Below are 24,738 nucleotides of genomic sequence, written 5' to 3'. Positions count from 1 at the left end.
GAAAAAAAGCTCCAAGGAATGAATGCCTTGGAGCTTTTACCGTATTGTTAGTTGTTACCACTATTGGAGTCGCCGCTGTCTCCGTCGTTATCTCCAGGTGGAGGATCCGTTGGTGGTGGCTTAGGTTTATCTCCACCGCCACCTCCGTCTCCATCACCTGGTGGCTTTGGATCCTTCGGCTTTTCAGGATCTTCCGGTTCTTCAGGTGGTGGCTCCGGTTTCGGATCTTCCCCAACTTTTACCGCGTTACTGTTCGCTGATTCTTTACCAGCAATATCAACAGCACGTACGACATAAGTGAAGTTTCCTCCGGAAATCTTGAAGCTCGTTGCGTTTCCGCCTTTCACTTCGCCTACCTTGCTATATTTGTTCGAACCATTCGGTGTACGATATATGCGATATCCGATGACATCATTTTCACCAGATGCACCCCATGTAAGGCTGCTACCGCTCTTCTTGATGCCAACAGCACCAGGAGCTTTACCGTTATCGTTCAATTCTTCTTCACCGATGATGTTATCCCAATCGTCTTTAATGACGTCTTCGAGGTCGACATGTTCAAAGTATTCTTCCTTGATCATGACGCCATCGTCTGTAAATTCACCAGGCGTGTTTCCGAGTGCTTTGAACTTCTTGCCCTGAGAGTTTACGACGTATTTCACTTGTTGGAGACTGTCGTCTTCAGACTTCGGCAAGTACTTCACGTTGAACCAATCCGTTTCAACAAGCCCTGCTTCTTTACAAAGTGGAGAAGGGAGCTTGCCTGAAATTCCACAGAAGGAAGCTTTGACGATTCCGCCAGGTCTTTTATGATTTCCACCTGGATCCATCAGCTTCGGATCAATGTCGTAAGCCGCATTTGCTAATGCTGACCAAACCCGGATTCCACGTACTGTATGGGATCCATGTTGTGAGTCGGACATGGTTTTCGGTGTATCATAACCCATCCATAGACCGAGTGTGACATTCGGGTTGGTTGCAATGAACCACGTATCTTTCGTTTGTTGTGATGTTCCTGTCTTACCAGCCCAGTCAGAGCGGAATTTCAAGAAACGGTTTGCACTTGCACCCGTACCACTATTGAAGACTGTACGCATCATATCGAGCGTCAACCAAGCTGTTTGTGGTGAAAAGACATCTACAGACTTGGATTCATGTTTGTAGAAGGTGTCTCCTTCTTTCGTGTCAATCTTTTCAATCATATACGCATCGACGAACTTACCGCCGTTCGCAAATGTTGCATATGCATTTGTCGTTTCTTCAACCGTTACCCCGTAAGTAGGACTTCCAAGTGCCAGGGAACGATTGTATCTTTCGTTTTGACCAATTGTCGTAAAGCCCATCTCGTACAGGTTTTCAGTCGCTTTGAGCGGATCCATCTTCACGTACGTTCTTGCTGCGGGTACGTTGTAAGACCACTGTAACGCTTTTCTTGCAGTGACCAAACCATGGTAGCTTCCACCGTAGTTCTGAACTTTCCAAGGACTACTTCCCGTATTAGCGAATGTGAAAGGTGTATCAGGAATAATCGAACCTGGCTGGATAATGCCTTGTTCCATTGCTGGTGCGTATGCGAGTAACGGCTTCATCGTTGAACCGTTATGTCGCTTCGCTTGTGTCGCGTGGTTCAAGTTTTCCCGGTTATAGTCACGTCCACCAACGAAACTGAGAATCGCACCAGTATCGTTTTTGATCAATATGGAACCAACGTCTTCCATTTCTTTTTCGTCTGTTGTCGGCTCATATTTATCATTCGCATAAGGTACTTCTGTTTTCGCTACTTGCATTTTGTCATATATTTTCTTGTTGATGGTCGTATGGATCTTATAGCCTTTCTTCCTCAATTCGAGGTCGGCTGCTTTCGCATAACTTTCTTTTTCAGTCGGTGTCAACTCCGAATAATCCTTACCGTCTTTTTCAGCTAATTGGACCTTCAATACATTGACCGCTCGACGTTCGATTTCCATCGTCAACCAAGGATACTGTTCAAATGGACTTGGTGTATCCTTAGCGAATTCTTTTGTAATATCAGTTGCGAGTGCTTTCTCGTACTCTTCTTTCGTTATGTACCCTCCGGTATGCATTCTGGAAAGTACCGTTTTCATACGAGTCATACCTGCCGTCAGGTTTTCTTTCACTTTTCCATCGTTCGTAAAAGGCGTGTAACCGAACGGACTTTGTGGTAAACCAGCTATGAACGCTGCTTGCGGGAGGCTTAGATCCTTCGCTTCGACACCAAAAATACCTTGGGCAGCCGCTTGGATACCAGCGATGTTTCTGCCGGAAGCGTTACGCCCGAATGGCACGATATTAAGGTACGCTTCAAGAATTTCTTCTTTTTCAAAATAACGTTCCAGACGCAATGCGAGGAGCATTTCCTTCGCTTTACGGTCGAAAGAGACTTCCCGTGTGAGGATCTGGTTTTTGACAAGCTGCTGTGTCAGTGTACTACCACCTGTCTGAACGGCAGCTCCTGTCACCTCTTGGAAGATGGCACGTGCAATCGCTTTCGGAACGATCCCTTCGTGTTCATGGAAATACTGATCTTCCGTCGCGATGACGGCATCAATGACATGAGGCGAAATTTCCTTGATTCCGACCTCTTGTCGGATGACGTCTGATCGTAGGTTTCCTAACAACGTCCCATCTGCAAAATAAATCTTACTGGTCTCTGAATAGTTGTATATGTCATTCTTCATGTTATTGTAAGTACGGATAGGTTCGTTTTTAACGAGAGAGGCGAAGTAGCCTGCCCCGACGCCAGTAGCGAAGAATCCACCGGCAACAGTAATTACTAATAAGATCAAGAATAAGTTCCAAACCACTTTTCCAGTGATACGACTGAACTTAAATATGTTCTTATCATCTAAAACCTTCATGAAATGCTTGATTTTTTCAATGAAGGAAGTTAGGTGATCCATTCTCATTCCCCCCTAAATTTCAACCTTAATTATAGCACATCCGAAATAAGTGGAATACCTTTCTTCGACATTTGTAGACTGCTATTTGACATTTAAGTGCCAGTTGTGATACAAAATGATTATACTTTTTTCATACGTTTACATAGCAATGACAGGAATAAGTAGCAGTTATCCTCCCTGTTTGTAGAGAGCTGGTGGTCGGTGTGAACCAGCACAAAGGATAATGTGAATTACATCCTCGAGCACCTTTTGTGAAGAATTTTATGAGTAGCAAAGGGCGGTGAAGAGCCGTTATCTTCATTGAGGTGGAAGCACTGTTTTTTGGTTGTGCTTCAAAAAGGATGGTACCGCGTCGATCACGTTCCTTTCATATTGAAAGGGACGTTTTTTAATGCAAAAAATAAATCGGTCATATATTGAAGGGAGAATGGATCATGGATCAAAAATTTGAGTTAAGCCCTGAACAGCAGTTGGAAGTTGAACGCCAGCTGGACATTCTACAGCGTGGGGTTGTCGAAATCGTACCGGAAGAGGATTTGAAAAAGAAGATTGAAAAGTCTGTAGCGACAGGCGTACCTTTGAAGGTGAAGTTGGGATTGGATCCTTCCGCGCCGGATGTACACGTCGGTCACACGGTGCCGTTGCATAAGCTTCGCCAGTTCCAGGAGCTTGGGCACGAGATCCAATTGTTGATTGGTGACTTTACAGGTCGTATCGGGGACCCGACAGGGAAGTCTGAAACGCGTAAGCAACTGACGGATTTTGAGATCAAAGAGAACGCGAAGACGTACGTCCATCAATTCGGTAAAATCATCGACATGGACAAGACGACTGTGCATTTCAATGCGAAGTGGCTTTCGAAGCTGGACTTCGCTGACGTAATTGAGCTGGCAGCAAAAGTGACAGTCGCGCGTATGTTGGAGCGTGACGATTTCGAGAAGCGTTACAAGTCCGGTCAAGCGATCTCCATCCATGAATTCTTCTACCCGTTGATGCAAGGTTACGATTCGGTGGCACTTGAAAGTGATATCGAAATCGGCGGAACAGACCAGAAGTTCAACCTGTTGATGGGCCGTCAGCTGCAGGAAGAGTACGGGAAAGAGAAGCAGGTAACAATGACGCTTCCGTTGATTGAAGGTCTTGATGGTGTCCGCAAGATGTCGAAGTCGTTGAACAACTACATCGGAATCGACGAGCATCCGAACGAAATCTTTGGAAAATCAATGTCCATCCCCGATGACTTGATGATCAAGTACTTCGAGCTGGCGACGCCACTTCCGATTGAAGAGGTGCGTGCGATCGAAGAGGGTGTGCAGAGCGGAGAGTTGCACCCGCGTGATATGAAAATCAAGCTCGCGAAGACGTTCGTCGAGATGTACCACGGGCATGACGAAGCGGCTGCTGCTGAAAAGCATTTCCGCACCGTGTTCTCGAAAGGTGCATTGCCGGATGACATTCCGGAACACGAGTGGGCTGGTGAAGACGAGAAGTGGATCGTCGAGCTGATCGTTGACCTCGGATTGCTGAACTCAAAAGGGGAAGCCCGTCGAATGATCCAGAACGGCGGCGTGAAGATCAACCAGGAGAAAGTCGACGACGTACAGGCACAAGTCGCAGTCGAAGACGGCATGATCGTCCAAGTCGGCAAACGTAAATTCGTGAAGGTCATTAAAGGATAAATGAGGAGAGAGCCGTCCGGTGGGGCGGCTCTTTTCAATATTTTGAATAGGATGAGGTGAGAACCGGCTGCGGCCGGTTCTTTTCTATTTGGAGTGTGATTTCTAATAAGGAGAGAACCGTCAGATGACGGTTCTTTTTCCGAAGACTTAAATCGATTGAAGAGACTAATCAAAAACATCATACACCGAGTGAAAGAGATTTTGTCGAAAACTTCGGTTTAGAACCGGAGGATATCATAACAGGTGTACAATGTCCGCATTGTGAACAGTTTCCTATGGAACGATCTTATGGAAAATGGTTATGTCATTCCTGCAACAAATCCTCGAAAGATGCCCATAAAAAAGCTCTCCAAGAATATCTTCTTTTATTTAATCCTTCTATCACAACTAACGAAATGAAAAAATTCCTCCATATTGAATCCAGAGAAGTTGTAAAGTATATCATTCAGTCACTACAGCTAAAAGGAGAAGGCACCACTAGCAATCGTAAATAGGATTTGACCTCATTAATGAAGCTAAAATAGGACACAAAAAACCCCCGAACACGAGGTTCGAGGGCATTTCCAAAGCACTTATTAACGAGAGTAGAACTCAACGATAAGAGCTTCAGTGATTTCAGCTGGAAGTTCAGAACGCTCAGGGTAGCGAGTGTAAGAACCTTCTAGCTTGTTTTCGTCGAATGTAAGATATTCTGGTACGAAGTTGTTTACATCAAGAGCTTCCTTAACGATGTCAAGGTTGCGAGACTTTTCACGTAGTCCGATTACTTGTCCTGGAGCTACACGGTAAGATGGAATGTCAACGCGCTTTCCATCAACAGTTACGTGACCGTGTCCAACCAATTGACGAGCTTGACGACGAGTACGTGCAAGTCCTAAACGGTAAACAAGGTTATCTAGACGAGACTCAAGAAGAATCATGAAGTTCTCACCGTGGATTCCGTTCATTTTACCTGCTTGATCAAACAATTTACGGAATTGACGCTCATTCATGCCATACATGTGACGAAGCTTCTGCTTCTCTTGAAGTTGCAATCCGTATTCAGACATCTTCTTACGCTGGTTTGGACCATGTTGTCCAGGAGCGTAAGGACGCTTTTCTAATTCTTTCCCAGTCCCACTAAGAGAGATTCCTAGACGACGGGAGATTTTCCATTTTGGTCCTGTATATCGAGCCATAATTGACTCCTCCTTCACTGATTTTTTGTTGTGAAACAAAAACAGTGCCGGTGTGATCGCTCACGTGTTCATTATGTTTTCATACATCCTCACCTCGACAGCATGAGGTTACGCGATGCACCTTGCAAACAGCCGCAGCTGCAAGGAACATAATGAGAGGGCTCACGTGAATTCACATGGCTGTCTTAATTTACACAAAGAACATTGTATTACTTTTACCGACATTAGTCAAGGGCCTTTCCAAAGCGCACAGACAATACTCGATATTCCTCCATATAATGTAACACAAAATGTCAAAAGAATATGGTACGATGAAAAAAGAAAGCGTTTACATACACAGAAAAGGGGAGTGTTCTGAAGTGAAAAAGAGGATCGAAACAGAAGTCATACATTCAGGTTACTCGTCGGATCAGCACCATGGTGCGTTGGCCCCGCCGATCTATCCGACATCGACATTCGTTTTTCCTAATGCTGAAACCGGTGAACAACGTTTTGCAGGAGAAGAGGAAGGGTTCATTTATTCGAGGCTTGGCAATCCGACTGTGAAGATGTTGGAAGAGCGCATCGCAGTCTTAGAAGGTGGCGAAAAGGGACTGGCGTTCGGTTCGGGGATGGCAGCCGTTTCCGCCGTATTACTCGGACTAACGAAAACAGAAGACCACATTCTTTGTTCACAAGGCGTTTATGGCTGTACGTTCGGGCTGCTTCAGATGATGGAAGAAAAGTACCGGATTTATCATGATCTTATCCCGATGACAGATCCGGAATTCATTGAAGAGCACATTCAGCCGAACACGAAAGTCATTTTTATCGAAACACCGATCAATCCGACGATGACACTCGTCGACCTTGAAATGGTCAGTAAAATTGCGGCAAAACACAACATTACCGTTGTTATCGATAACACGTTCTGTACACCTTACTTACAACGTCCGCTTGAACATGGATGCCACATCGTCATCCACAGTGCGACGAAATATATCGGAGGGCATGGAGATGTTGTTGCTGGGCTAGTCGTCAGTGATGCTGAAACGATCAACTTCCTTGCTTCCACGACTCAAAAAGACATCGGAGGCATCATGTCACCTTTCGATGCATGGTTACTTCTTAGAGGTCTCAAAACCTTGCCGATCAGAATGGACCGACATTGTGAAAATGCTGCTTACATCAATGAAAAATTGAAGGGACATCCGATGGTGGAAGCGGTCGACTACCCAGGGGATCCACAGTTCCGGGATTATATGGTGGCGAAAAAGCAGATGGATCGTCCAGGTGGACTCATCAGTTTTAAAATCAAAGGTGGCAAAAAGGACGCGCAAAGGTTCATCAATTCTATGGAGCTCATCAAGATTGCTGTGAGCCTTGGTGATGCCGAATCTCTCATCCAACATCCTGCAACGATGACCCACGCGGTTGTAGGTGAAGAGTCCCGTGCGAAGATGGGTATCACCGACAACTTGATCCGTCTTTCAGTAGGACTAGAAGCGAAGGAAGACATCTGGGCAGACCTCGAGCAAGCGCTGGAGCTCTACAAAAACAGCGGGATGACCGAAACCGTTTAATCTCCAATATAGAAAAAAGGGGGCGTAATTCGCCCCCTTTCTTAATGCCTTATATATGCAACGTCAACTCTTCAACGAATTGTTCCAAGTATTTCTGATCGACTTCATCAAAGCGTGAAGTCACTGGACTATCGATATCCAGTACACCAATGACTGTACCGTCCTTCACGATCGGTACGACAATCTCGCTTCGGGATGCCGCATCACATGCTATGTGGCCAGGGAATTGGTGGACGTCTTCGACCAGCATCGTTTTCTTTTCTTGGACTGCTGTACCGCATACCCCTTTACCGACCGGGATTCTTACACATGCCGGTAGCCCTTGGAAAGGTCCGAGCACTAACTCTCCATCATCCATCAGATAGAATCCAACCCAGTTCACTTCTTTCAAGAATTGGTTCAACAAAGCAGAGGCGTTTGAAAGATTTGCGATTAGGTTCTTTTCACCTTCCAAAAGTGCTTTCAACTGTTTGATGACCATTTGATAGTTTTCTTCACGATTTCCTGTGTATATTTCGACGTCAAACATGGCATTTCTCCCTCGCAATCCTAGAAATTAGTCTTATCATATCAGATAATGTAGAAACTTTCATTTCATATGTCGAGCGTTTAACGAAGGATTTTCAAGGGTAAAGAAGAATGTTGGTAGTATAGATCGTATGTTGAGGTGATTTGCCATGAATAAGGCTCTGTCCATCACCAAAGAAAAAGTAGCAGAAGCTGCAGCATACTTGTTTAATAACAACGGCTACTCGGGGACATCCGTCCGTGACATCGCAGATAAGGCTGGCGTAAACGTATCCTTGATTTCTTATTATTTTGGTGGGAAGAAAGGACTACTGGAATTTCTCATGTCTTCCTTTCTTGAAGGCTATCTCTATGTGCTTGAAGACGCCTATGAAAAATTGGAAAAGGATTCTGCCCGTAGTTGTTTGAATAAGCTCATCGAAGAAGTGATCATCTACCAGCAAGGTCGCTCCCAGGCGGCGAGGCTCGTACACAGGGAAATAAGTATTGATACGACCCTTGTAAGGGAGATCATGACGACTTATTTGATGAAGGAAAAATACTACTATAATGCGATATTCGATAAAGGGATCAAGCAGAAGGAATTCAAATCTGTTTCGAAAAACATGGTGATCATGCAGTTGAGGAGCATGCTGTTCATGCCGTTTCTCTATCCGCAGTACATACGGGAAATCTATCAGTTTTCCGTTAACGACCGGTACTTCACGACGAAGTACATGAACACGATCCAAAACTGGGTGAACGAAACACTCTGTATCCATTATGATGCCAATGCACTGGCAGGAAAAGAAAATAAGGAAGCACCGCTTGCAGCCCCTTAAAAAGGCTGAGTGAGCGGTGCTTCTTTCATCAACTGTCCATAGCCTTGACCGAGGTCTTTCGCACTATGGGCATCGGAACCATAAACGAGCGGAATGTGTCTCTTCAGGGCTTCTTTCACAATCCATTCAGATGGGTAAGGCTCCCGACATAAAGGCTTCATCATACCCGAACCATTATAATCTAGTTGGAGATTTTGTTCGGCAACAAGATCAAGCGTATCCAGAATCTCTTTTTTGTTGATGTCCGGATTCGGGAATTTCTTTTGAAATTTCATGACAAGGCTCATATGACCGATTCGCTTCGGTTTATTTTTTCCTAGATCGGCTGTAATCGAACGTTGCACTGTCCGATAATAGTGTGTGTAAACGTTCTGAACCGATCCCAGCTCATCGACAAGCACTCCGAACACATCCGGGCTATAATCCATGCAGTGATAATTTGCACCGGACTTTAAAAAATGGACAGACAGGATCGCATCGTCCAGATGAGGACCATATTCATCGAGAAAAGCGCGGGATTCGTGTTCGTAACCTTCAATAAAATCCACTTCAAGACCCGTTTTGATGATGAGATCTTTCTCGTATTCATGACGAAGGTCATTGATACGCGCTACATACGACTCCATTTCTTGCAGCTTCATACCGCTATCTTGTTGGGGGGTAGGATCGGTGAAACCAGCGGGTAAAGGAGCATGTTCGGTAAATGTGAGTCCCTTGAGACCGAGCTCAATTGCTCGTTCGATGTATTTGTGAAAATCGTCTTTGGAACCATGAGGACAATACGGTGTGTGAACGTGTCCATCAAAAATTTTCATATGGATCCTCCTTATCTGGGATTTCTGTCAGAAAAAAGCAATTTTTTATCAAATTTTCGAAAAAATGTAGTTATGAAAGTCGCATACATGGTATTATAGTAGTTATGAAGAACGCCGAAATCCCATGAATTTTGGCGAAAAATAGTACATATTGTAGAAATATTATTTCCTAGAAAATTTTCATGCCATAATTTTTACTTAATAGCTTAATATACATAACTGAAAAAGGGAAGGATGGAAGGTCCCTATGATGATTTATATCTTCATGGTGCTGATCGTGCTGCTTTCAGCATTTATAGGTTACGGTACATACACACGAAAGAAAATTTATGACCAGATCGATCATCTCGAAACACAAAAAGTGAATATCATGAATCGCCCTCTTTCGGATGAAATCGCTAAAGTGAAAGCATTAGAAATGATCGGAGAGACGGAAAAGAAGTTCGAGGTTTGGCGAGAAGAGTGGGATGTCATCGTTACACAACAGCTTCCAAATTTAGAAGAGAACCTATTTGATGCAGAAGATGCTGCAGACAAATACCGTTTCAAAAAAGCGCGCAACATCCTGTCTGAAACTCGAAAGGCCATTTTCCATATCGAAGAAAAGATCGATGAAATTTCTTCAGAAATCAATGAATTCGTTGAAAGTGAAGAGTTGAACCGGAAAGAAATCGGAGAATTGAAGGAAGAATTCAAAGGGTTGCGAAAGCACCTTCTCACGCACTATCGTGCTCTGGGTCCTCTGGTTGAAACGTTTGAGAAGAGAATTGAACAGGTTTCGGAAAAATTCGCCAATTACAACGAAGAGACGGAAAACGGCAACCATATCGCTGCCCGTACATATATCATCCAGATCGACGAAGATATCCGAACGTTGCAATATGAGCTCGAAGTAATGCCAGAATTGCTATACCAGTTCCAATCAGAAATTCCTGAGACGATCAAAGAACTCAAAGAAGGTCTCAAACAGATGGAAGAACAAGGCTTCAGAGTCGATCAATTAGGTGTCGAAAAAGAGCTTGAAGTAATCGACTATGCTTACGGTATCATCAAAGAAAAAGTCCATCACATCGAAGTCGAAGAGGCGCGGGAAGAAATCAGCCAGATGAACGCTAAGATCGAAGAGCTCTACGATACACTAGAGGCGGAAGTTGTAGCGAAACAGACGGTTGCTGAACGAAGCGAAGAAATCAAAATAGACGTCGAAGGTCTTAAGACGGAGATTCAACAGCTGAATGAAGAGACGAACGTCGTACGACTCAGCTATCAGATCGAGCAAGAGAACCTAGACTTACAAGAACGATTAGAAAACTCATTTGAAAAGCTGGAGAAACGAGTAGGAACGATCCTTCACTCAATGGATGAGCAACATCAATCCTATACATCAGTCCAAGAGATGCTTGAAGGTGTAACGAAGCAACTGGAAGAGCTTCGCGAAATGACGGAAGTATATCAGGAGAAACTTCAAAACCTCCGTAAAGATGAGCTGGAGGCTGTTGAAAAAATCCACGAATTCCGTAAAAAGCTGATCGATGCAAAAAAGGAAGTCCATCGCAATAATCTTCCGGGTCTTCCAGAAACGTTCTTTGCATCCATGCACGATGCCGAAGTGAAGCTTCAAACCGTCACCAACAAATTGAATGATAAACCTTTGCAAATGGCTGAAGTGCTCCATCGCTTGATTGAAGCAGAAGAAGCCATCGATGAAGTGTATGAGAAAACGTATCATATCATCGATCGTGCCGTTTGGGCAGAACGCCTGATCCAATACGGTAACCGTTATCGTAGCCAGTATATTACGGTCGCTGTCAAGCTTTCTGAAGCCGAGCAATCCTTCCGTACGTACAATTATGAAGATGCGTTGGAACATGCGGCTGAAGCCATCGATACTGTTGAGCCAGGCATTCTACAACGTTTAGAAGAAAGCTATAAACCGAAACAAAAAGTATAGCGAAAGAAAAACCCGAAGGTGCACTTCTCCAGTTGGAGAGTCCTAGCCTTCGGGTTTTATTATGCACATAGAAAAAGGACGACCAGCGATGGATCATCCTTAAACTCAATTTGTTTTATGCTTCGTTCGGATCGGGGTTTTCAGCCGATTGGTTTCGAGTCCGTGCAACAAGGTAACCGATGATTGCCCCTATGATGGATGGTACAATCCAACCGATCCCCTCGTCATATAGAGGAAGAATGACGCTGAACACTTCAGCTACAGCTGAGATATCCACCTTCATCTGCTTCAATGCATCAAAGATACTTATGATTCCTGCACCTAACAATCCCCCGATATACACTTCACGGTGTCCACCGAACTGACGATGAAGATAAGAGTAACCAACAAGCGCGATTGCAAGTGGATAAACACCGATCAATACTGGCAATGTGAGGTTGATCAATTGTGTAAGGCCGACATTGGCAACCGCCGCACTGAACACACACAAAATAGCGATGATCAATTTGTACGAGACATTCGGTAACAAGCTCTTGAAGTATTCACCACAAGCCGTTACAAGCCCGATAGAAGTTGTTAAACAAGCGAACGTAATCGCAACCGCCAATAAGCTGATGCCGAATTGACCGAACAATAGATCAGCAGACCCTGTCAAAATGGCACCGCCGTTAGCTAGCTCTCCAAGTGCCCCACGGCTTGTAGCACCGATATACGCAAGAGAAAGATACACTAAGGCAAGACCGCTGACAGCGATGATACCCGCTTTCGTCGTCGCTTTGGCGATTTCTTTTTTATCCGTAACACCTTTCGACTTCACCGCGTTGATGATGATGATTCCGAATACAAGAGCTGCGATGGCATCCATCGTCAGGTAACCGTTGATGAAACCAGTGAAAAATGGAGTAGATGCATAGTCCCCTTTAGGTGCTGAGAAATCACCCATCGGACTGAAGATTCCTTTGAACACAATCAAACCGATGACCGTAATCAGAATCGGAGTTAGGATCTTACCGATTCGATCCACGAGTTTGGTCGGATTGAGCGCAAACCAGAATGTGATTCCAAAAAAGATGATCGTATAAATGAAAAGCGGTAGTCCATTTGGATTCACACTTTCTGCTAAGAATGGCTTAGCTCCGATTTCAAACGCTACAGTACCTGTTCTCGGTATGCCAAAGAAAGGACCAATTGCAAGATAGATCAGGGAAGTGAATACAAATGCAAACTTTGGATGAACACGAGATGATAGATCACGTAATGTTCCGCCAGTAAGTCCAATTGCAATGATTCCTACTAAAGGTAATCCAACACCGGTGATCAAAAAGCCGATAATTGCTGTCCATACATTCGTACCTGCGGTTTGACCAAGTGCCGGTGGAAAAATCATATTCCCTGCTCCAAGGAATAAGGCAAACATCATAAGACCGATTGTAAGTGTATCTTTCATTGTAAGCGCTTTTTTTGAATTCATGAAGAAACCTCCTGTTGCGATCGACTGAAATCATTGATTTTTCTAAATTCGAATTAGATATTAACATAATCTTTACGAAAAAAAGATACTAAACAAAAAAGTTTAAAGATTGTTATCATTAAAAATTTTTGTGCAAATTTACTATCCTCGGATATGATCCCTTATTCCCTCGTATGTTCTTTCATGCATGAAACGTGAAAATTTTCAGATATGTATTTTCGTGTCGCATAATGTCGATTTTGAGTGGGTTTTTAATATTCTAAAGGCGGTTTGGAATAATTTTAAAATATGGTATTATTAAATGATGCAAAAATCGTATTAAAAGGGGTACATGGATTCATGATTTATTTTGATAACAGTGCAACGACTAAGCCTTATCCCGAAGTGTTGCAAACATATCTGAAAGTATCGGAAAACTATTTCGCCAACCCTTCCTCGATTCATCGCCTCGGTGGAGAAGTGGAACGGTTGATCCATAAAGCTAGGCAGCAAGTATCGGATTTGATACGAGTGAAACCGAACGAGATCGTGTTCACATCAGGTGGTACCGAAGCCAACAACTTGGCTATTAAAGGTATTGCCTTGGAACATCAGTCTAGAGGTCGTCACTTGATTACGACCGAAATCGAACATGCTTCTTGCTATTCTTCATTTCAACAGCTAGAAGACATGGGATTCGACGTGACGTATCTACCTGTAGATGAACAAGGGAGAACTACGGCTGAGGATGTAAAAAATGCATTAACGGAAGAAACCATTCTAGTTTCGGTCATGCATGTGAACAATGAGCTTGGTACGATCCAGCCTATCAAGGAAATCGGTCAAATGCTGAAAGCGTATCCGAAGATCTTTTTCCATGTTGATAACGTTCAGGGAATTGGAAAAGTACCTCTTCAGTATGAGCAATCTGGCATTGATTTATGTTCATTTTCCAGTCATAAGTTCCACGGTCCTAAAGGTGTTGGATTCCTTTACGTGAGAAGTGGCGTGTCGCTTTTCTCTTTATTGACCGGTGGCGAACATGAATTCCGCAACCGAGCGGGGACGGAGAATGTACCTGGAATCATCGCCATGACGAAAGCCCTTCGACTGACGATGGAAAATTCGGAAGAGCGGATGTCTGATATGCTTCAGTTGAAGGATTTTCTCCGGAAAAGAATCTCTGAAATGGATCGTGTTTTGATCAATACACCAGAAGTGAACAGTGCACCGCACATTTTGAATTTCTCAGTACTGGGCATCAAGCCTGAAGTTTTGATTCATGCGTTAGAAGAGCGTGACATGTATGTGTCCACAAAATCCGCATGCTCATCCAAATCCAGTGATGTCAGCCGGATTTTAGAGGCGACAGGTCACGATGCTGAACGTGCGAGCAGTGCAATCCGAGTAAGTTTGAATTTCGAGAACACATTAAGTGAAGGAAAAGAATTTCTCGAGACACTAGAAGAAGTCATTTTAAATTTAAGAAAAGTAATGAGGGAGTAGTATGATTTACGATCACATCATAGTCAGATACGGTGAACTTTCATTAAAAGGAAAGAACCGTCACCATTTTGAAAAAAAATTGAGAGAAACGGTAAAACGCAAGTTGAAGCCTTTCGGACAAGTGAAGGTGAAGAAGGCGTTTGACCGCATGAATATTGAATTGAACGGACAAGACCATGAACCTGTGGTTGAAAAACTTCAAGAGATTTTCGGGATTCAAGGTTTAAGACTTGCTGCGAAGTGTGACCTTGAACTCGAAACGATCCAAAAAACTGCACTTGAAGCGTTGCGTGACGCAGGTCCATCTGTCAACACGTTCAAGGTGTCCACGAAACGGAACTATAAACAGTATCCGCATGATTCCCAAGAAATGAACCCTCTCGTCGGAGGATACATTCTGGAACATACAGAAGATATTACGGTGGACGTCCATAACCCGGATGTCGAAGTGAAGGTAGAAATCAAGCCTGAAGCCGCCTATATCAGTTGCATCGATTATCCGGGTGCTGGAGGTCTTCCGATTGGCAGCAGCGGGAAAGTCATGTTGATGCTTTCCGGTGGCATTGACAGCCCAGTCGCTGGCTACTTGACGATGAAACGTGGAGTACGATTGGAAATGGTCCACTTCCACAGTCCTCCATTTACAAGTGAGCGCGCCCGTCAGAAGGTAGAGGACCTGACGAAAGTGTTAACGAGATACGGCGGAAACATCAAGATGCACGTCGTTCCTTTTACAGAAATTCAAAAAGCGATCAAGAAACAGATTCCGGACAATTACAGCATGACGGTCATGAGACGGTACATGCTGCGGATCACAGAACAATTGGCTTATAAAAATGACGCACTTGCTATCGCAACGGGTGAAAGTCTCGGGCAGGTAGCAAGCCAGACGTTGTCCAGCATGAACACGATCAACGAAGTGACCAACCTGCCGATGATCCGTCCGCTCATAACGATGGACAAGCTTGAAATTATGGACATTTCAAGAAAGATCGGCACTTACGATATTTCGATTCGTCCATATGAAGACTGCTGTACAGTCTTTGTTCCATCCGCTCCGAAAACGAAACCGAACCGTGATAAAGCGAACCGGTTCGAGCAGTACATGGAGATCGATGAGCTCGTGGAGCAAGCGGTTGAGAACACTGAGTCGATCTTCTTTAGAGAAGATACGCATTCTAAAGAGGAAGAAGCATTCGAGGACTTGTTCTAATGAATTGAACCTGTGGATTTTTTAGCAAGAATTTACCACTTTTAAAGAGGTATGGTTTTTTGCTCACCTTCGCAACCTATGGTCAAGGAGGTGAATCCACATGGCATATCAATCAAACAAGCTAGTAGTTCCTGGAGCTCAACAAGCAATCAATGCAATGAAGACTGAAATCGCTTCTGAATTCGGTGTTCAACTTGGTCCTGACTCTTCAGCACGTGCAAACGGTTCTGTAGGAGGAGAGATCACTAAGCGTCTTGTAGCTATGGCTCAAGGTCAAAAACCTCAACAATAACACCTCTACAACATCATATCTATGGAAAACAGGTCAGCACTCGTGCTGGCCTATTCTTGTGCGGTTTTTGTGAGGGATGGGGTGAGGCGGGCACTGTTTGCGGTGCTCGATAAGGGGAGGTTCGGGGAGATCGAGCACCGACAGAGGCTTTTGCGGGGTGCGAAAAGAGAAAAACGGGGAGATCTAGCACCGAAAGAAGCCTATGCGTGGTGCGAAAAGAGAAATTCGGGTAGATCCAGCACCGAAAGAGGCTTATTCGATCCTCGAAAAAAGGGAAATCGTAAAATGACGGATAGAAAGAAAATTTCATTCCTTATGATTCCCGTCTGTACTAGCATTTCCGGCATTTTCTTCCTGAGTGAACGTTCGGTCGAAATGGAAATATTCTAAAAATTATGTATAATGGTAGGTGTAAACGATTACATAAGGAGGCTATCCATCTTGAACAACGAAACACTCATTGCACCAGAAATGTACAATGCAGCAGAAGAAATGGAGAAGTATGCTAAGGACTCTACCCGTGTCGCAATCCAGTGGTTGAATGATCAGGGTGAAGAGGACGAAATCACGTACAAACAGTTATTTGACGAAGCAAACGAAATTGCAAAAGCATTCCTATCACTAGGTCTTCAAAAAGGCGACAAAGTGCTCGTCATGATGCCTCGTTTAATCGATACGTACAAAGTGTACTTGGCGAATCTGAAAGCTGGACTCGTCGTTATCCCTTGCTCTGAAATGCTGAGATCGAAAGACTTGAGCTATCGAATCAATCACGGAGAAGTGAAGGCGGTCGTGTCGTACCACCCATTCACGCCTCAAATCGATGAGATTGAGGGTCCTATCGATAGCCTGAAACATAAAATCGTTGTTGGCGGTGAGAAAGATGGCTGGATGGATCTTGGCGAAGTCATCGCGAAAGCGGACAAGTCCCTTGAGCTCCCATCAACTGAGCGAGATGACATGGCCTTTTTATCATATACGTCAGGGACGACAGGACAGCCGAAAGGTGTTGTTCACACGCATGGATGGGCTTACGCGCACATTCGTACTGCTGCACTTTCTTGGCTTAACATTAAAGAAGGCGACAAGGTCTGGGCGACAGCCGGACCAGGTTGGCAGAAGTGGATCTGGAGTCCATTCGTATCCGCTTTAGGTACAGGTTCAACAGGTTTTGTCTATAATGGAAAATTCGATCCGAACATGTACTTGGAGCTTTTGGAAAAATATCAGATCAACGTTTTGTGTTGTACACCGACGGAATATCGATTGATGGCTAAGGTGGATAACCTGGATGATTATAATCTTTCAAATCTGAGAAGTGCGGTTTCAGCTGGTGAACCGTTGAATCGTGAAGTCATTGATATCTTCCAAAGGTATTTCAACGTCACAGTCCGTGATGGATATGGTCAGACCGAAAATACATTGCTCGTCGGAATCGTCGATGGGATGGAAGTCCGTCCGGGATCGATGGGGAAACCGACACCTGGTAACCGTGTCGAAATCATCAACGAGGAAGGTCAACCCGTTCAACTTGGAGAAGTGGGGGATATTGCGGTACACCGCGATGCACCTGCGCTTTTCAAAGAATATTATAAGGATGCGGATCGGACACGAATGGCATTCCGCGGTGATTATTACCTTACAGGGGACAAAGCGAAAAAAGACGAAGACGGCTACTTCTGGTTTGAAGGGCGTGGAGATGACATCATCATCAGCTCCGGATATACGATCGGACCATTTGAAGTTGAAGATGCGCTCGTTAAGCACCCTTCAGTGAAAGAGTGTGCTGTCGTTGCAAGCCCTGATGAAGTGAGGGGGCATGTGGTCAAAGCGTTCATCGTCTTGAAGAATCCATCTGAAGCATCGTCTGACGATATCATTCCAGCTCTTCAAGATCACGTGAAAAAGCTTACTGCACCATACAAATATCCACGTAAAATCGAGTTCGTCGAGGAGCTGCCGAAAACCACATCCGGTAAAATCCGCCGTATCGAACTCCGTATGAAAGAAAATCAAGCGACAGTAAAATAAATGTAGCGAAAAGACAGGCCTGATTAATTTTTAGGCCTGTCTTTTATATTGTCAAAGGAGTTCACCTGGAAAACGTTGTATTACTTAAAGGTAGAGTATAATTCGGGAGTTGGTTTTTTGAAAAATGCAAGCTATGTCTTAATCATCATATGTTTTATTCTAGTAGGTTGCACAAATAAGTTGGATTTGGATCAACTTTCAAGAATTGATGTCCAAGTGGTTAACTCAGATGAAAGCTATGGAGATCCTTTCATGATCACAGATGATGAAACATTAGGAAAGTTAAGAGAAGCCTTCCACCATATCAAGTGGGAACCAAATGTTAATCCGAAAATGGCGAGAAAAGAAGATATAAAGGCGACTCTATTTTTCAGATATGATAAGAACATGCCTGAACGATTGATCGAATATCAAATATGGTTCGAACAGAATTTAGGTACTGTCACCATTATCAGTAACAATGAAAAAGAAGGGTATGGAACTCTCGAAAAAGAATACGCCGAGAACTTGGAAAACATCTTCCTCAATCAATAAAAAGTGCTATGCGCACTCCGACTTTTCTGGATAGATTTTTTCAGAAAATTTCGGTATGCTTTTGTTACGAAATCAGAAAAATTGGGGTGTAGTCATGAGAACGTTATGGACGAACGGCACAATCTACACGATGAAAGAAGAAGGGGACACCGTCGAAGCCGTATTGGTCGAAGGCGATAAAATCCTGGCGTGTGGAAATCGCGCAGAAATCGAACAACAATATGAAATCGACCAGGTACAAGACTTAGATGGGGCTGTCATGTACCCAGGGTTCGTAGACAGTCATTTACATATGATCGGGCATGGTGAAAAGCTCATGCGACTCGATTTATCAGACATCCATTCAGCAGAAGAAATGAGAACGACGCTGAAAGAGAAGGTCTATTCGACACCGTTAGATGAATGGATCATTGGTGATGGTTGGAATGAGAACAATTTTGTGGATCGTAAAATTTTTCACCGGTTTGAGCTAGATGAAATTGCACCTCATCATCCGATGATGTTGACGAGGATCTGCCGGCATGCTTTGCTGGCAAACTCCAAAGCACTGCAACTCGCTGGCATAACAAATGAAACGCCTGATCCACCTGGAGGAGTGATTGTCAGGGATTCAAACGGTTCCCCGACAGGATACCTTCTGGACAAGGCTCAGGACCTTGTGAAGAACGCTATCCCACAAGTGACGGAGGAATACTTGGATCGTGCATTAAGAACGTCGATTGAAGATCTGACGAAGCATGGGATTGTCGGCGGACATAGCGAAGACCTCAACTATTATGGAGGGTTCGGAAGGACGTATCAGACGTTTTTAAATGTGGTGAATGAAGATCAACTGAAATTCAAAGCGAACTTGCTCGTGCATCATGAGGTTGTAGAAGACATGCATGGCCAAGGGTATGTAGTCGGTGCTTCCAACGGATATGTCGAGCTTGGTTCAATGAAAATCTTTGCGGATGGGGCACTCGGAGGTAGGACGGCGTATTTAAGCAAGCCATACAATGACATGCCGGAAACATATGGTGTAGCAATCCATTCTCTGACCGAGCTGAAAGAGCTCGTCAAAAAGGCAAGGAAATACAACATGCCAGTCGCCATCCATACGATCGGAGACTTGGCATTGGAGTTTGCCTTATATGCCGTGGAAGAGAATCCACCGCCAGAAGGATCGAGGGACCGTTTCGTACATGGACAAATCGTGCGTCCAGATTTAATTGAACGGCTGAAAAAAGTGCCGGTCATCATCGACATCCAACCTCATTTCGTTGCATCCGATTTTCCATGGGTGATCGAGCGGTTGGGTGAAGAGCGCATGCAATATAGTTTCGCGTGGAAGACGTTGCTTGAAGAGGGAATTCCGTGTGCATCCGGCTCAGATGCCCCCATTGAAACAGCGGATCCTTTAGCGACGATCTATGCTGCGGTCATGCGTAAAAAACCAGGAGATCGCCACGAAGGCTACTATCCTGAACAGAAGTTGACGCCGTACGAAGCTGTGGAGCTGTATACGAAAGGAAGCGCTTATGCAATTGGAAAAGAAGAAGAAATGGGACAGATCGACAATGGATACAGTGCAGATTTCACTGTGCTGAGTGAGGACTTGTTCCGGATCGACCCTGAAACGATTCCTCACGTGAAAGTTTTAAAGACCGTAGTCAACAATACAGTCGTATACTCTGCTGAATAAACAATTCATGTAAAAAAGGTGACCTGCCAGGTCACCTTTTTCCTATAGAAAGCTTCGTTTCACTTTATGCCAGAAGGAGTTGTCCTTCAGTTTTACCGTTTTAATTCGTTTATCTGAGAGGTTGATCCGTATCGTACCCCCGTGGCGGACGCTTAATGCCTCATTGTCCATTCCAATGACAGGGAAATCGTTTCCGTCGTCGACCATTCTGATTTCCAGTGCACGTTCATCACTCAATAGAAAAGAGCTACCGAGTGTCCGATAGTGATTGTTGTTGATGGAAGCGACCTCACTGACCTGCATGCAAGCGAGCTTCGGATCTACAATCGCACCGTCCAATGATTTGTTGTACGCTGTGCTGCCTGTCGGGGTGGATACGATGATTCCGTCTCCCTTGAACCTCTCGAAAAACAAATCATCAATGTATAAGTCCAGAGACAATGCCTTGATGATGCCCGATCGGATCGAAACCTCATTCAAACAATAGAAGGAAGCGTCGTGTTCCACATCCACTTGGATGGTCGGATAACGGCGGACCTCCACTTGTTCGTTCATCATCGCTTCAATCATTCCTGAAAGATCTTCGATATCAAAGTCACAATAAAAGCCCAGTTGTCCTGTGCTCACTCCAACATACAACACATCGTCCCGGAACCCGGTCTTGCGGACCGCTTGAAGGAAAGTGCCGTCCCCTCCGATACTTGCGATGATGTTGGCGTCATCAGCATCGTCTACCAATGTAAAACCATTATCGACGGCTAAATTTTTCAGTCTGGTGATTTTCTCCTCGTATTCGCTGCCTTTTTTATAGAAAAAATGGATGTTCTTACGATCAGCCATCACAAACCTCCTGTAAACAGAATTTCATCGAGCTACAATTGCTTACTTATTATTCGCTTTTTCTAATCCTGTACACTCATAATCTGTTTTCTGAACTTTTTTGTCAAATCTTAATCCTGCCTTCTGAAATATGATATTCTAACTAGTATTGGGTAAACTTTACAAAATAAAATGGAACGAGGGGGCTTCAAAATTGAACGGAAAACGTTGGGCGGCTTTAGGAATTGCAGCTGTGCTGCTGATTGGCTCAATCATCATAAATGGATTGTCCGTGATGGCAGATGCGAACTTCGGAAAATTACAAAGCAACGCATTTTTTGAAGAAGAACCATTTGTCGAGCAAGTTGTAGAGAAAGGCAGTAGTCAGAACAGCATTGTCGTGTTGGAGGTAGATGGGGTCATCCAGGATACAGGCGATGCCACATCATTTTTCCAATCCCCTGGCTATAATCATAGACAATTTCTCGATATGCTGGAATATGCAGGAGAAAATGCGAATGTCGAAGGGATCATCATCCGTGTGAATTCCCCTGGTGGTGGAGTGGTCGAAAGTGCTGAGATTCACGACCAGATCAAAACGATTCAGGAGAAATCCAAGAAACCAGTTTACATATCAATGGGAAGTATGGCGGCTTCTGGAGGTTATTACATTGCCGCTCCTGCCGATAAAATCATCGCACACCCTTCCACTTTGACCGGATCGCTCGGTGTCATCATCCAGTCGATGAATTATGGAGAGCTTGCTGAAAAGCTTGGCGTGAAATGGGAAACGATCAAGAGCGGTGAGCATAAGGACATCCTCTCGCCAACACGTGAGATGTCTGAGGATGAAAGGGAAATCCTCCAATCCATCGTGGATAATTCGTATAACGAGTTTGTGAATGTCATCGCGTCTGGACGTGACATGAATGAGAATAAAGTGCGTGAACTAGCAGATGGTCGAGTCTATGACGGCCGCCAGGCGAAGGAACTCCAGTTGGTTGATGAGCTTGGCGATCTGGACGATGCGATTACTAAGATGAAAAAAGATCTTGGAAACTCTCATCTGAAGGTTGTCCGTTATGAACAAAATTTCGGATTGAATTCCTTCTTGAACATGACAGCTCAAAAACTGTTCCAGCCGAATGGCGACATTTTAGGCATCCAAAAGTTGATGAGTGAGACGAACACACCTCAAATCAAATATTTGTATACAGAATAGGAGGAGATTGATTTGGATCATACAGAAGAATCAATGGATCAACCAGTCGAAACGTCTCCAGCACCAGCTCCTCCTCCAGCACGGAAATATGCAGGGTTCTGGATGCGCTTTTGGGCGTATTTATTTGATATTCTCGTTATCGGTAGCTTATACCGCATTCTCATCTATCCGACATTCCGATGGCTGGACCTTCCGTTGACGGACGGAAGCATGTTTTCATTGAAAGCCATCCTGACCGCAATCATATTTTATGGGTACTTCCTGTTGATGACCCGTTTCTTCGGTCAGACATTAGGTAAAATGATTTTGGGAATTCAGGTGGTCACGCAGGATGTGGATGGAAAGTTGGCCTGGTCGACGCTTCTTTTCCGGGAGGTTGTCGGCAGATTCATTAGTAAGGTGTTCTTCATAGGGTATATCATCACTGCTTTTACAAGTGAAAAGAAAGCCTTGCATGATATTTTCGCAGATACGAGAGTCGTTCATATACGTAAATAGGTATTGTTATAGACCTGTCAGTACATAATGCTGATAGGTCTTTTTTATGTGATTTTTGCTGAAAGGTGGTCAGTCGGATGTATTGGGTCATCGGGATTCTATCGATTCTTGGTTTGATTATCGTTCTCCTCATGTTGAGCACTGTCCGGATTTCTATCATTTTTGTCCATGATCAGAATCGTGATGAGTGTAAAGTCCGACTGCACCTCTTACGTGGCATGTTCCACTATTCATGGGATATTCCTTTCAACGAAATGGAAATGGAGGATGACGGCTTGCATATGAAGTATCAAACGGATATGGAAGTCGGAGAACAAGATCACGAGAAAGAGAGAGAAGCCATCTTTCGAGTGGAATCCATTATGGAGCGTGCACAGGAGACGAAAGAGTTGATCGACTCGGTTTATCAAATGCACTGGATCATCCGTAGATTCTTGAAAAGGGTGCGAGTAGAAGAGTTTGAGTGGTACAGTTCTCTCGGGACCGGAGATGCAAGTTCAACCGGTATCTTTTCGGGAATGCTATGGACGATTAAGGGCAGTATTGTAGGGATGGTCAGTCACTTGATGAAAATGCTGAGTCCACCGAAAATCGAAATTCAGCCTTCCTTTCAGATGCCGATCGTCCAAACACATTTTCAATGCATAATATCATTCCGGGCTGGGCAAGCTATGCTCGCAGCATATCAGATCGCAAAAAATTGGAAGGGAAGGAAACAACATGTCAGAACATCCAATCCAGGGCTTGATGCAAACGGCAATGGAAAATATTAAAGAAATGATCGATGTGAATACGATCATTGGTGACCCGGTCGAAACCCCAGATGGCAGTGTGATTTTAACGGTTTCAAAGGTTGGTTTCGGGTTTGCAGCAGGTGGTAGCCAGTTCAATTCTATGTCGTCAGGTCACTCGAAAGGGAGTTCAGATGGAGATTCTCTCCCGTTCGGTGGAGGTAGTGGTGGCGGGGTTTCCATTACGCCGATTGCCTTTCTTATTGTAAACTCCTCTGGTGTGAAGACCATCCACCTGGATAACAGTACCCATTTATATGAACGATTATTGGATCTTGCACCGCAAGTCGTTGAGAAAATCCAGAAGATGATGAACAATGGACAAGGCTCAGGTAGTTCTAAGTCCAACAAAGATTCCCAAAGACATCAACAACCGGATCTGAGTCAGACGCAGCACCAATCAGAGCGACGTCAAAAACAAGATCTTGATTTCTAAAGAGAAGCTTCGAATGTCCGGAGTCCCAATCATGGGGGTTCCGGACATTTTTTATTTCTAATTTTTCACTTTTGTTAAATCTGACGTTTATGACTTGAAAGGAGAAAGTAGAACGTATACGATGAACTTGTACATAACCTTATAAAAGGAGTTGTTTAGTAATGGCAGCAGTAACTTTCAAAGAAAATCCAGTTACACTATTAGGAAACGAAGTAAACGTAGGGGATGCAGCTCCAGATTTCACTGTTTTAGCAAATGATATGTCAGAAGTAACGTTACAAGATACAAAGGGAAGCGTTCGTTTGATCAGCGTAGTGCCTTCTCTTGACACAGGTGTTTGTGATCAACAGACTCGTCGATTCAATGAAGAAGCTTCTAAGCTTGATAATGTGAACGTATTGACGATCAGCGTTGACTTGCCGATGGCTCAAAAGAGATGGTGTGCGGCAGCTGGTGTCGATAACGTCCAAACACTTTCTGACCACCGTGACCTTTCCTTTGGTAGAGCATATGGTGTTGCAATTGAAGAATTGCGCCTGTTGGCTCGTGCAGTGTTCGTCGTTGACTCCAATGATAAAGTCACGTACGTAGAGTATGTAAGCGAAGCAACGAACCATCCGGATTACGATGCAGCAATCGAAGCTGCAAAGTCTGCAGAGTAAACGGCAACTTTTTCATATTAGTACGAGAGAAGGTTAACCTACAACGGGGTTAGCCTTTTTCTTTTGAACAGAACACACTATTCTCATCATTCGAGGTGTTCTTCAAGATTTGGTACAATGGTTTCAGATGTATGATAGGAGGATT

The 24,738-nt window shown here is 44.2% G+C and carries 21 protein-coding genes and 1 other annotated feature; of the genes, 15 read left to right on the top strand and 6 right to left on the bottom strand.

Going from position 1 to position 24,738, the window contains the following annotated elements:
- Positions 1-47 precede the first annotated feature (47 nt).
- The gene (locus ACSVDE_RS11550) at positions 48-2,921 is read right to left on the bottom strand and encodes a transglycosylase domain-containing protein (RefSeq protein ID WP_439301038.1); all 2,874 of its coding nucleotides are present in this window, start codon (positions 2,919-2,921) and stop codon (positions 48-50) included.
- 139 nt (positions 2,922-3,060) lie between these two features.
- Positions 3,061-3,290: a binding site (T-box leader), on the top strand.
- A 65-nt stretch (positions 3,291-3,355) separates the two neighbouring features.
- Between ACSVDE_RS11550 and tyrS the strand changes: the two genes are divergently transcribed.
- The gene (tyrS, locus tag ACSVDE_RS11545) at positions 3,356-4,600 is read left to right on the top strand and encodes a tyrosine--tRNA ligase (protein WP_439301037.1); all 1,245 of its coding nucleotides are present in this window, start codon (positions 3,356-3,358) and stop codon (positions 4,598-4,600) included.
- 575 nt (positions 4,601-5,175) lie between these two features.
- Here the strand turns inward: tyrS and rpsD are convergent.
- Positions 5,176-5,778 carry a 30S ribosomal protein S4 gene (gene rpsD, locus ACSVDE_RS11540; protein ID WP_439301036.1) on the bottom strand — a complete coding sequence of 201 codons (603 nt, stop codon included), beginning with the start codon at positions 5,776-5,778 and terminating at the stop codon, positions 5,176-5,178.
- A gap of 311 nt (positions 5,779-6,089) precedes the next feature.
- On the opposite strand from rpsD, the gene megL reads away from it, so the two are divergent.
- Positions 6,090-7,340 carry a methionine gamma-lyase gene (megL, locus tag ACSVDE_RS11535; RefSeq protein WP_439301035.1) on the top strand — a complete coding sequence of 417 codons (1,251 nt, stop codon included), beginning with the start codon at positions 6,090-6,092 and terminating at the stop codon, positions 7,338-7,340.
- 49 nt (positions 7,341-7,389) lie between these two features.
- On the opposite strand, the gene ACSVDE_RS11530 is transcribed toward megL, so the two are convergent.
- On the bottom strand, positions 7,390-7,869 hold the full coding sequence (locus tag ACSVDE_RS11530) for a GAF domain-containing protein (protein WP_439301034.1): 480 nt from the start codon (positions 7,867-7,869) through the stop codon (positions 7,390-7,392).
- 148 nt (positions 7,870-8,017) lie between these two features.
- On the opposite strand from ACSVDE_RS11530, the gene refZ reads away from it, so the two are divergent.
- Positions 8,018-8,689 carry a forespore capture DNA-binding protein RefZ gene (refZ, locus tag ACSVDE_RS11525; RefSeq protein WP_439301033.1) on the top strand — a complete coding sequence of 224 codons (672 nt, stop codon included), beginning with the start codon at positions 8,018-8,020 and terminating at the stop codon, positions 8,687-8,689.
- Here the strand turns inward: refZ and hisJ are convergent.
- Entirely contained in the window at positions 8,686-9,504 is an 819-nt protein-coding gene (gene hisJ, locus ACSVDE_RS11520) for a histidinol-phosphatase HisJ (protein ID WP_439301032.1), read from the bottom strand. The two genes, refZ and hisJ, sit on opposite strands and share 4 nt — an antisense overlap.
- 247 nt (positions 9,505-9,751) lie before the next feature.
- Here hisJ and ezrA point away from each other — a divergent pair, with 247 nt between their 5' ends.
- Complete coding sequence (gene ezrA / locus ACSVDE_RS11515) at positions 9,752-11,455, top strand: septation ring formation regulator EzrA (protein WP_439301031.1); 1,704 nt, start codon at positions 9,752-9,754, stop codon at positions 11,453-11,455.
- A 115-nt stretch (positions 11,456-11,570) separates the two neighbouring features.
- Here the strand turns inward: ezrA and brnQ are convergent, their stop codons facing one another.
- Positions 11,571-12,926, bottom strand: coding sequence for a branched-chain amino acid transport system II carrier protein (brnQ, locus tag ACSVDE_RS11510; protein ID WP_439301030.1), 1,356 nt, complete (start codon positions 12,924-12,926; stop codon positions 11,571-11,573).
- A 339-nt stretch (positions 12,927-13,265) separates the two neighbouring features.
- On the opposite strand from brnQ, the gene ACSVDE_RS11505 reads away from it, so the two are divergent.
- The 6 genes from ACSVDE_RS11505 to ACSVDE_RS11480 all read left to right on the top strand — a co-directional run bounded on the left by ACSVDE_RS11505 (position 13,266) and on the right by ACSVDE_RS11480 (position 20,165).
- Positions 13,266-14,411, top strand: coding sequence for a cysteine desulfurase family protein (locus ACSVDE_RS11505; RefSeq protein WP_439301029.1), 1,146 nt, complete (start codon positions 13,266-13,268; stop codon positions 14,409-14,411).
- A 1-nt stretch (position 14,412) separates the two neighbouring features.
- Entirely contained in the window at positions 14,413-15,624 is a 1,212-nt protein-coding gene (thiI, locus tag ACSVDE_RS11500) for a tRNA uracil 4-sulfurtransferase ThiI (protein WP_439301028.1), read from the top strand.
- A 100-nt stretch (positions 15,625-15,724) separates the two neighbouring features.
- The gene (locus tag ACSVDE_RS11495; protein WP_439301027.1) at positions 15,725-15,916 is read left to right on the top strand and encodes a small, acid-soluble spore protein, alpha/beta type; all 192 of its coding nucleotides are present in this window, start codon (positions 15,725-15,727) and stop codon (positions 15,914-15,916) included.
- 441 nt (positions 15,917-16,357) lie between these two features.
- Positions 16,358-17,947 (top strand): acyl-CoA synthetase MbcS, encoded by a 1,590-nt coding sequence (gene mbcS, locus ACSVDE_RS11490; protein ID WP_439301026.1) that lies wholly within the window; start codon positions 16,358-16,360, stop codon positions 17,945-17,947.
- 180 nt (positions 17,948-18,127) lie between these two features.
- Positions 18,128-18,481 (top strand): hypothetical protein, encoded by a 354-nt coding sequence (locus ACSVDE_RS11485; RefSeq protein WP_439301025.1) that lies wholly within the window; start codon positions 18,128-18,130, stop codon positions 18,479-18,481.
- A 94-nt stretch (positions 18,482-18,575) separates the two neighbouring features.
- Entirely contained in the window at positions 18,576-20,165 is a 1,590-nt protein-coding gene (locus ACSVDE_RS11480; protein ID WP_439301024.1) for an amidohydrolase, read from the top strand.
- Positions 20,166-20,207: 42 nt separating this feature from the next.
- Here ACSVDE_RS11480 and ACSVDE_RS11475 read toward each other — a convergent pair whose 3' ends face one another.
- Positions 20,208-21,005, bottom strand: a complete 798-nt coding sequence (locus ACSVDE_RS11475; protein WP_439301023.1) for an NAD kinase — start codon at positions 21,003-21,005, stop codon at positions 20,208-20,210.
- Between the two features lie 193 nt (positions 21,006-21,198).
- Here ACSVDE_RS11475 and sppA point away from each other — a divergent pair, with 193 nt between their 5' ends.
- The 5 genes from sppA to tpx all read left to right on the top strand — a co-directional run bounded on the left by sppA (position 21,199) and on the right by tpx (position 24,593).
- Positions 21,199-22,206 carry a signal peptide peptidase SppA gene (gene sppA / locus ACSVDE_RS11470; protein ID WP_439301022.1) on the top strand — a complete coding sequence of 336 codons (1,008 nt, stop codon included), beginning with the start codon at positions 21,199-21,201 and terminating at the stop codon, positions 22,204-22,206.
- A 12-nt stretch (positions 22,207-22,218) separates the two neighbouring features.
- On the top strand, positions 22,219-22,704 hold the full coding sequence (locus tag ACSVDE_RS11465; protein ID WP_439301021.1) for an RDD family protein: 486 nt from the start codon (positions 22,219-22,221) through the stop codon (positions 22,702-22,704).
- Between the two features lie 77 nt (positions 22,705-22,781).
- Positions 22,782-23,477 carry a DUF2953 domain-containing protein gene (locus tag ACSVDE_RS11460; RefSeq protein ID WP_439301020.1) on the top strand — a complete coding sequence of 232 codons (696 nt, stop codon included), beginning with the start codon at positions 22,782-22,784 and terminating at the stop codon, positions 23,475-23,477.
- Positions 23,425-23,931, top strand: a complete 507-nt coding sequence (ytfJ, locus tag ACSVDE_RS11455) for a GerW family sporulation protein (protein WP_439301019.1) — start codon at positions 23,425-23,427, stop codon at positions 23,929-23,931. Before ACSVDE_RS11460 ends, ytfJ begins: the two co-directional genes overlap by 53 nt.
- Positions 23,932-24,092: 161 nt before the next feature.
- Positions 24,093-24,593 (top strand): thiol peroxidase, encoded by a 501-nt coding sequence (gene tpx / locus ACSVDE_RS11450; RefSeq protein ID WP_439301018.1) that lies wholly within the window; start codon positions 24,093-24,095, stop codon positions 24,591-24,593.
- Positions 24,594-24,738: the final 145 nt, after the last annotated feature.

The organism is Pseudalkalibacillus sp. Hm43 (assembly GCF_051842935.1).
Classification (GTDB): domain Bacteria; phylum Bacillota; class Bacilli; order Bacillales; family Fictibacillaceae; genus Pseudalkalibacillus.
This window is presented reverse-complemented; position numbering and strand designations above follow the sequence as displayed.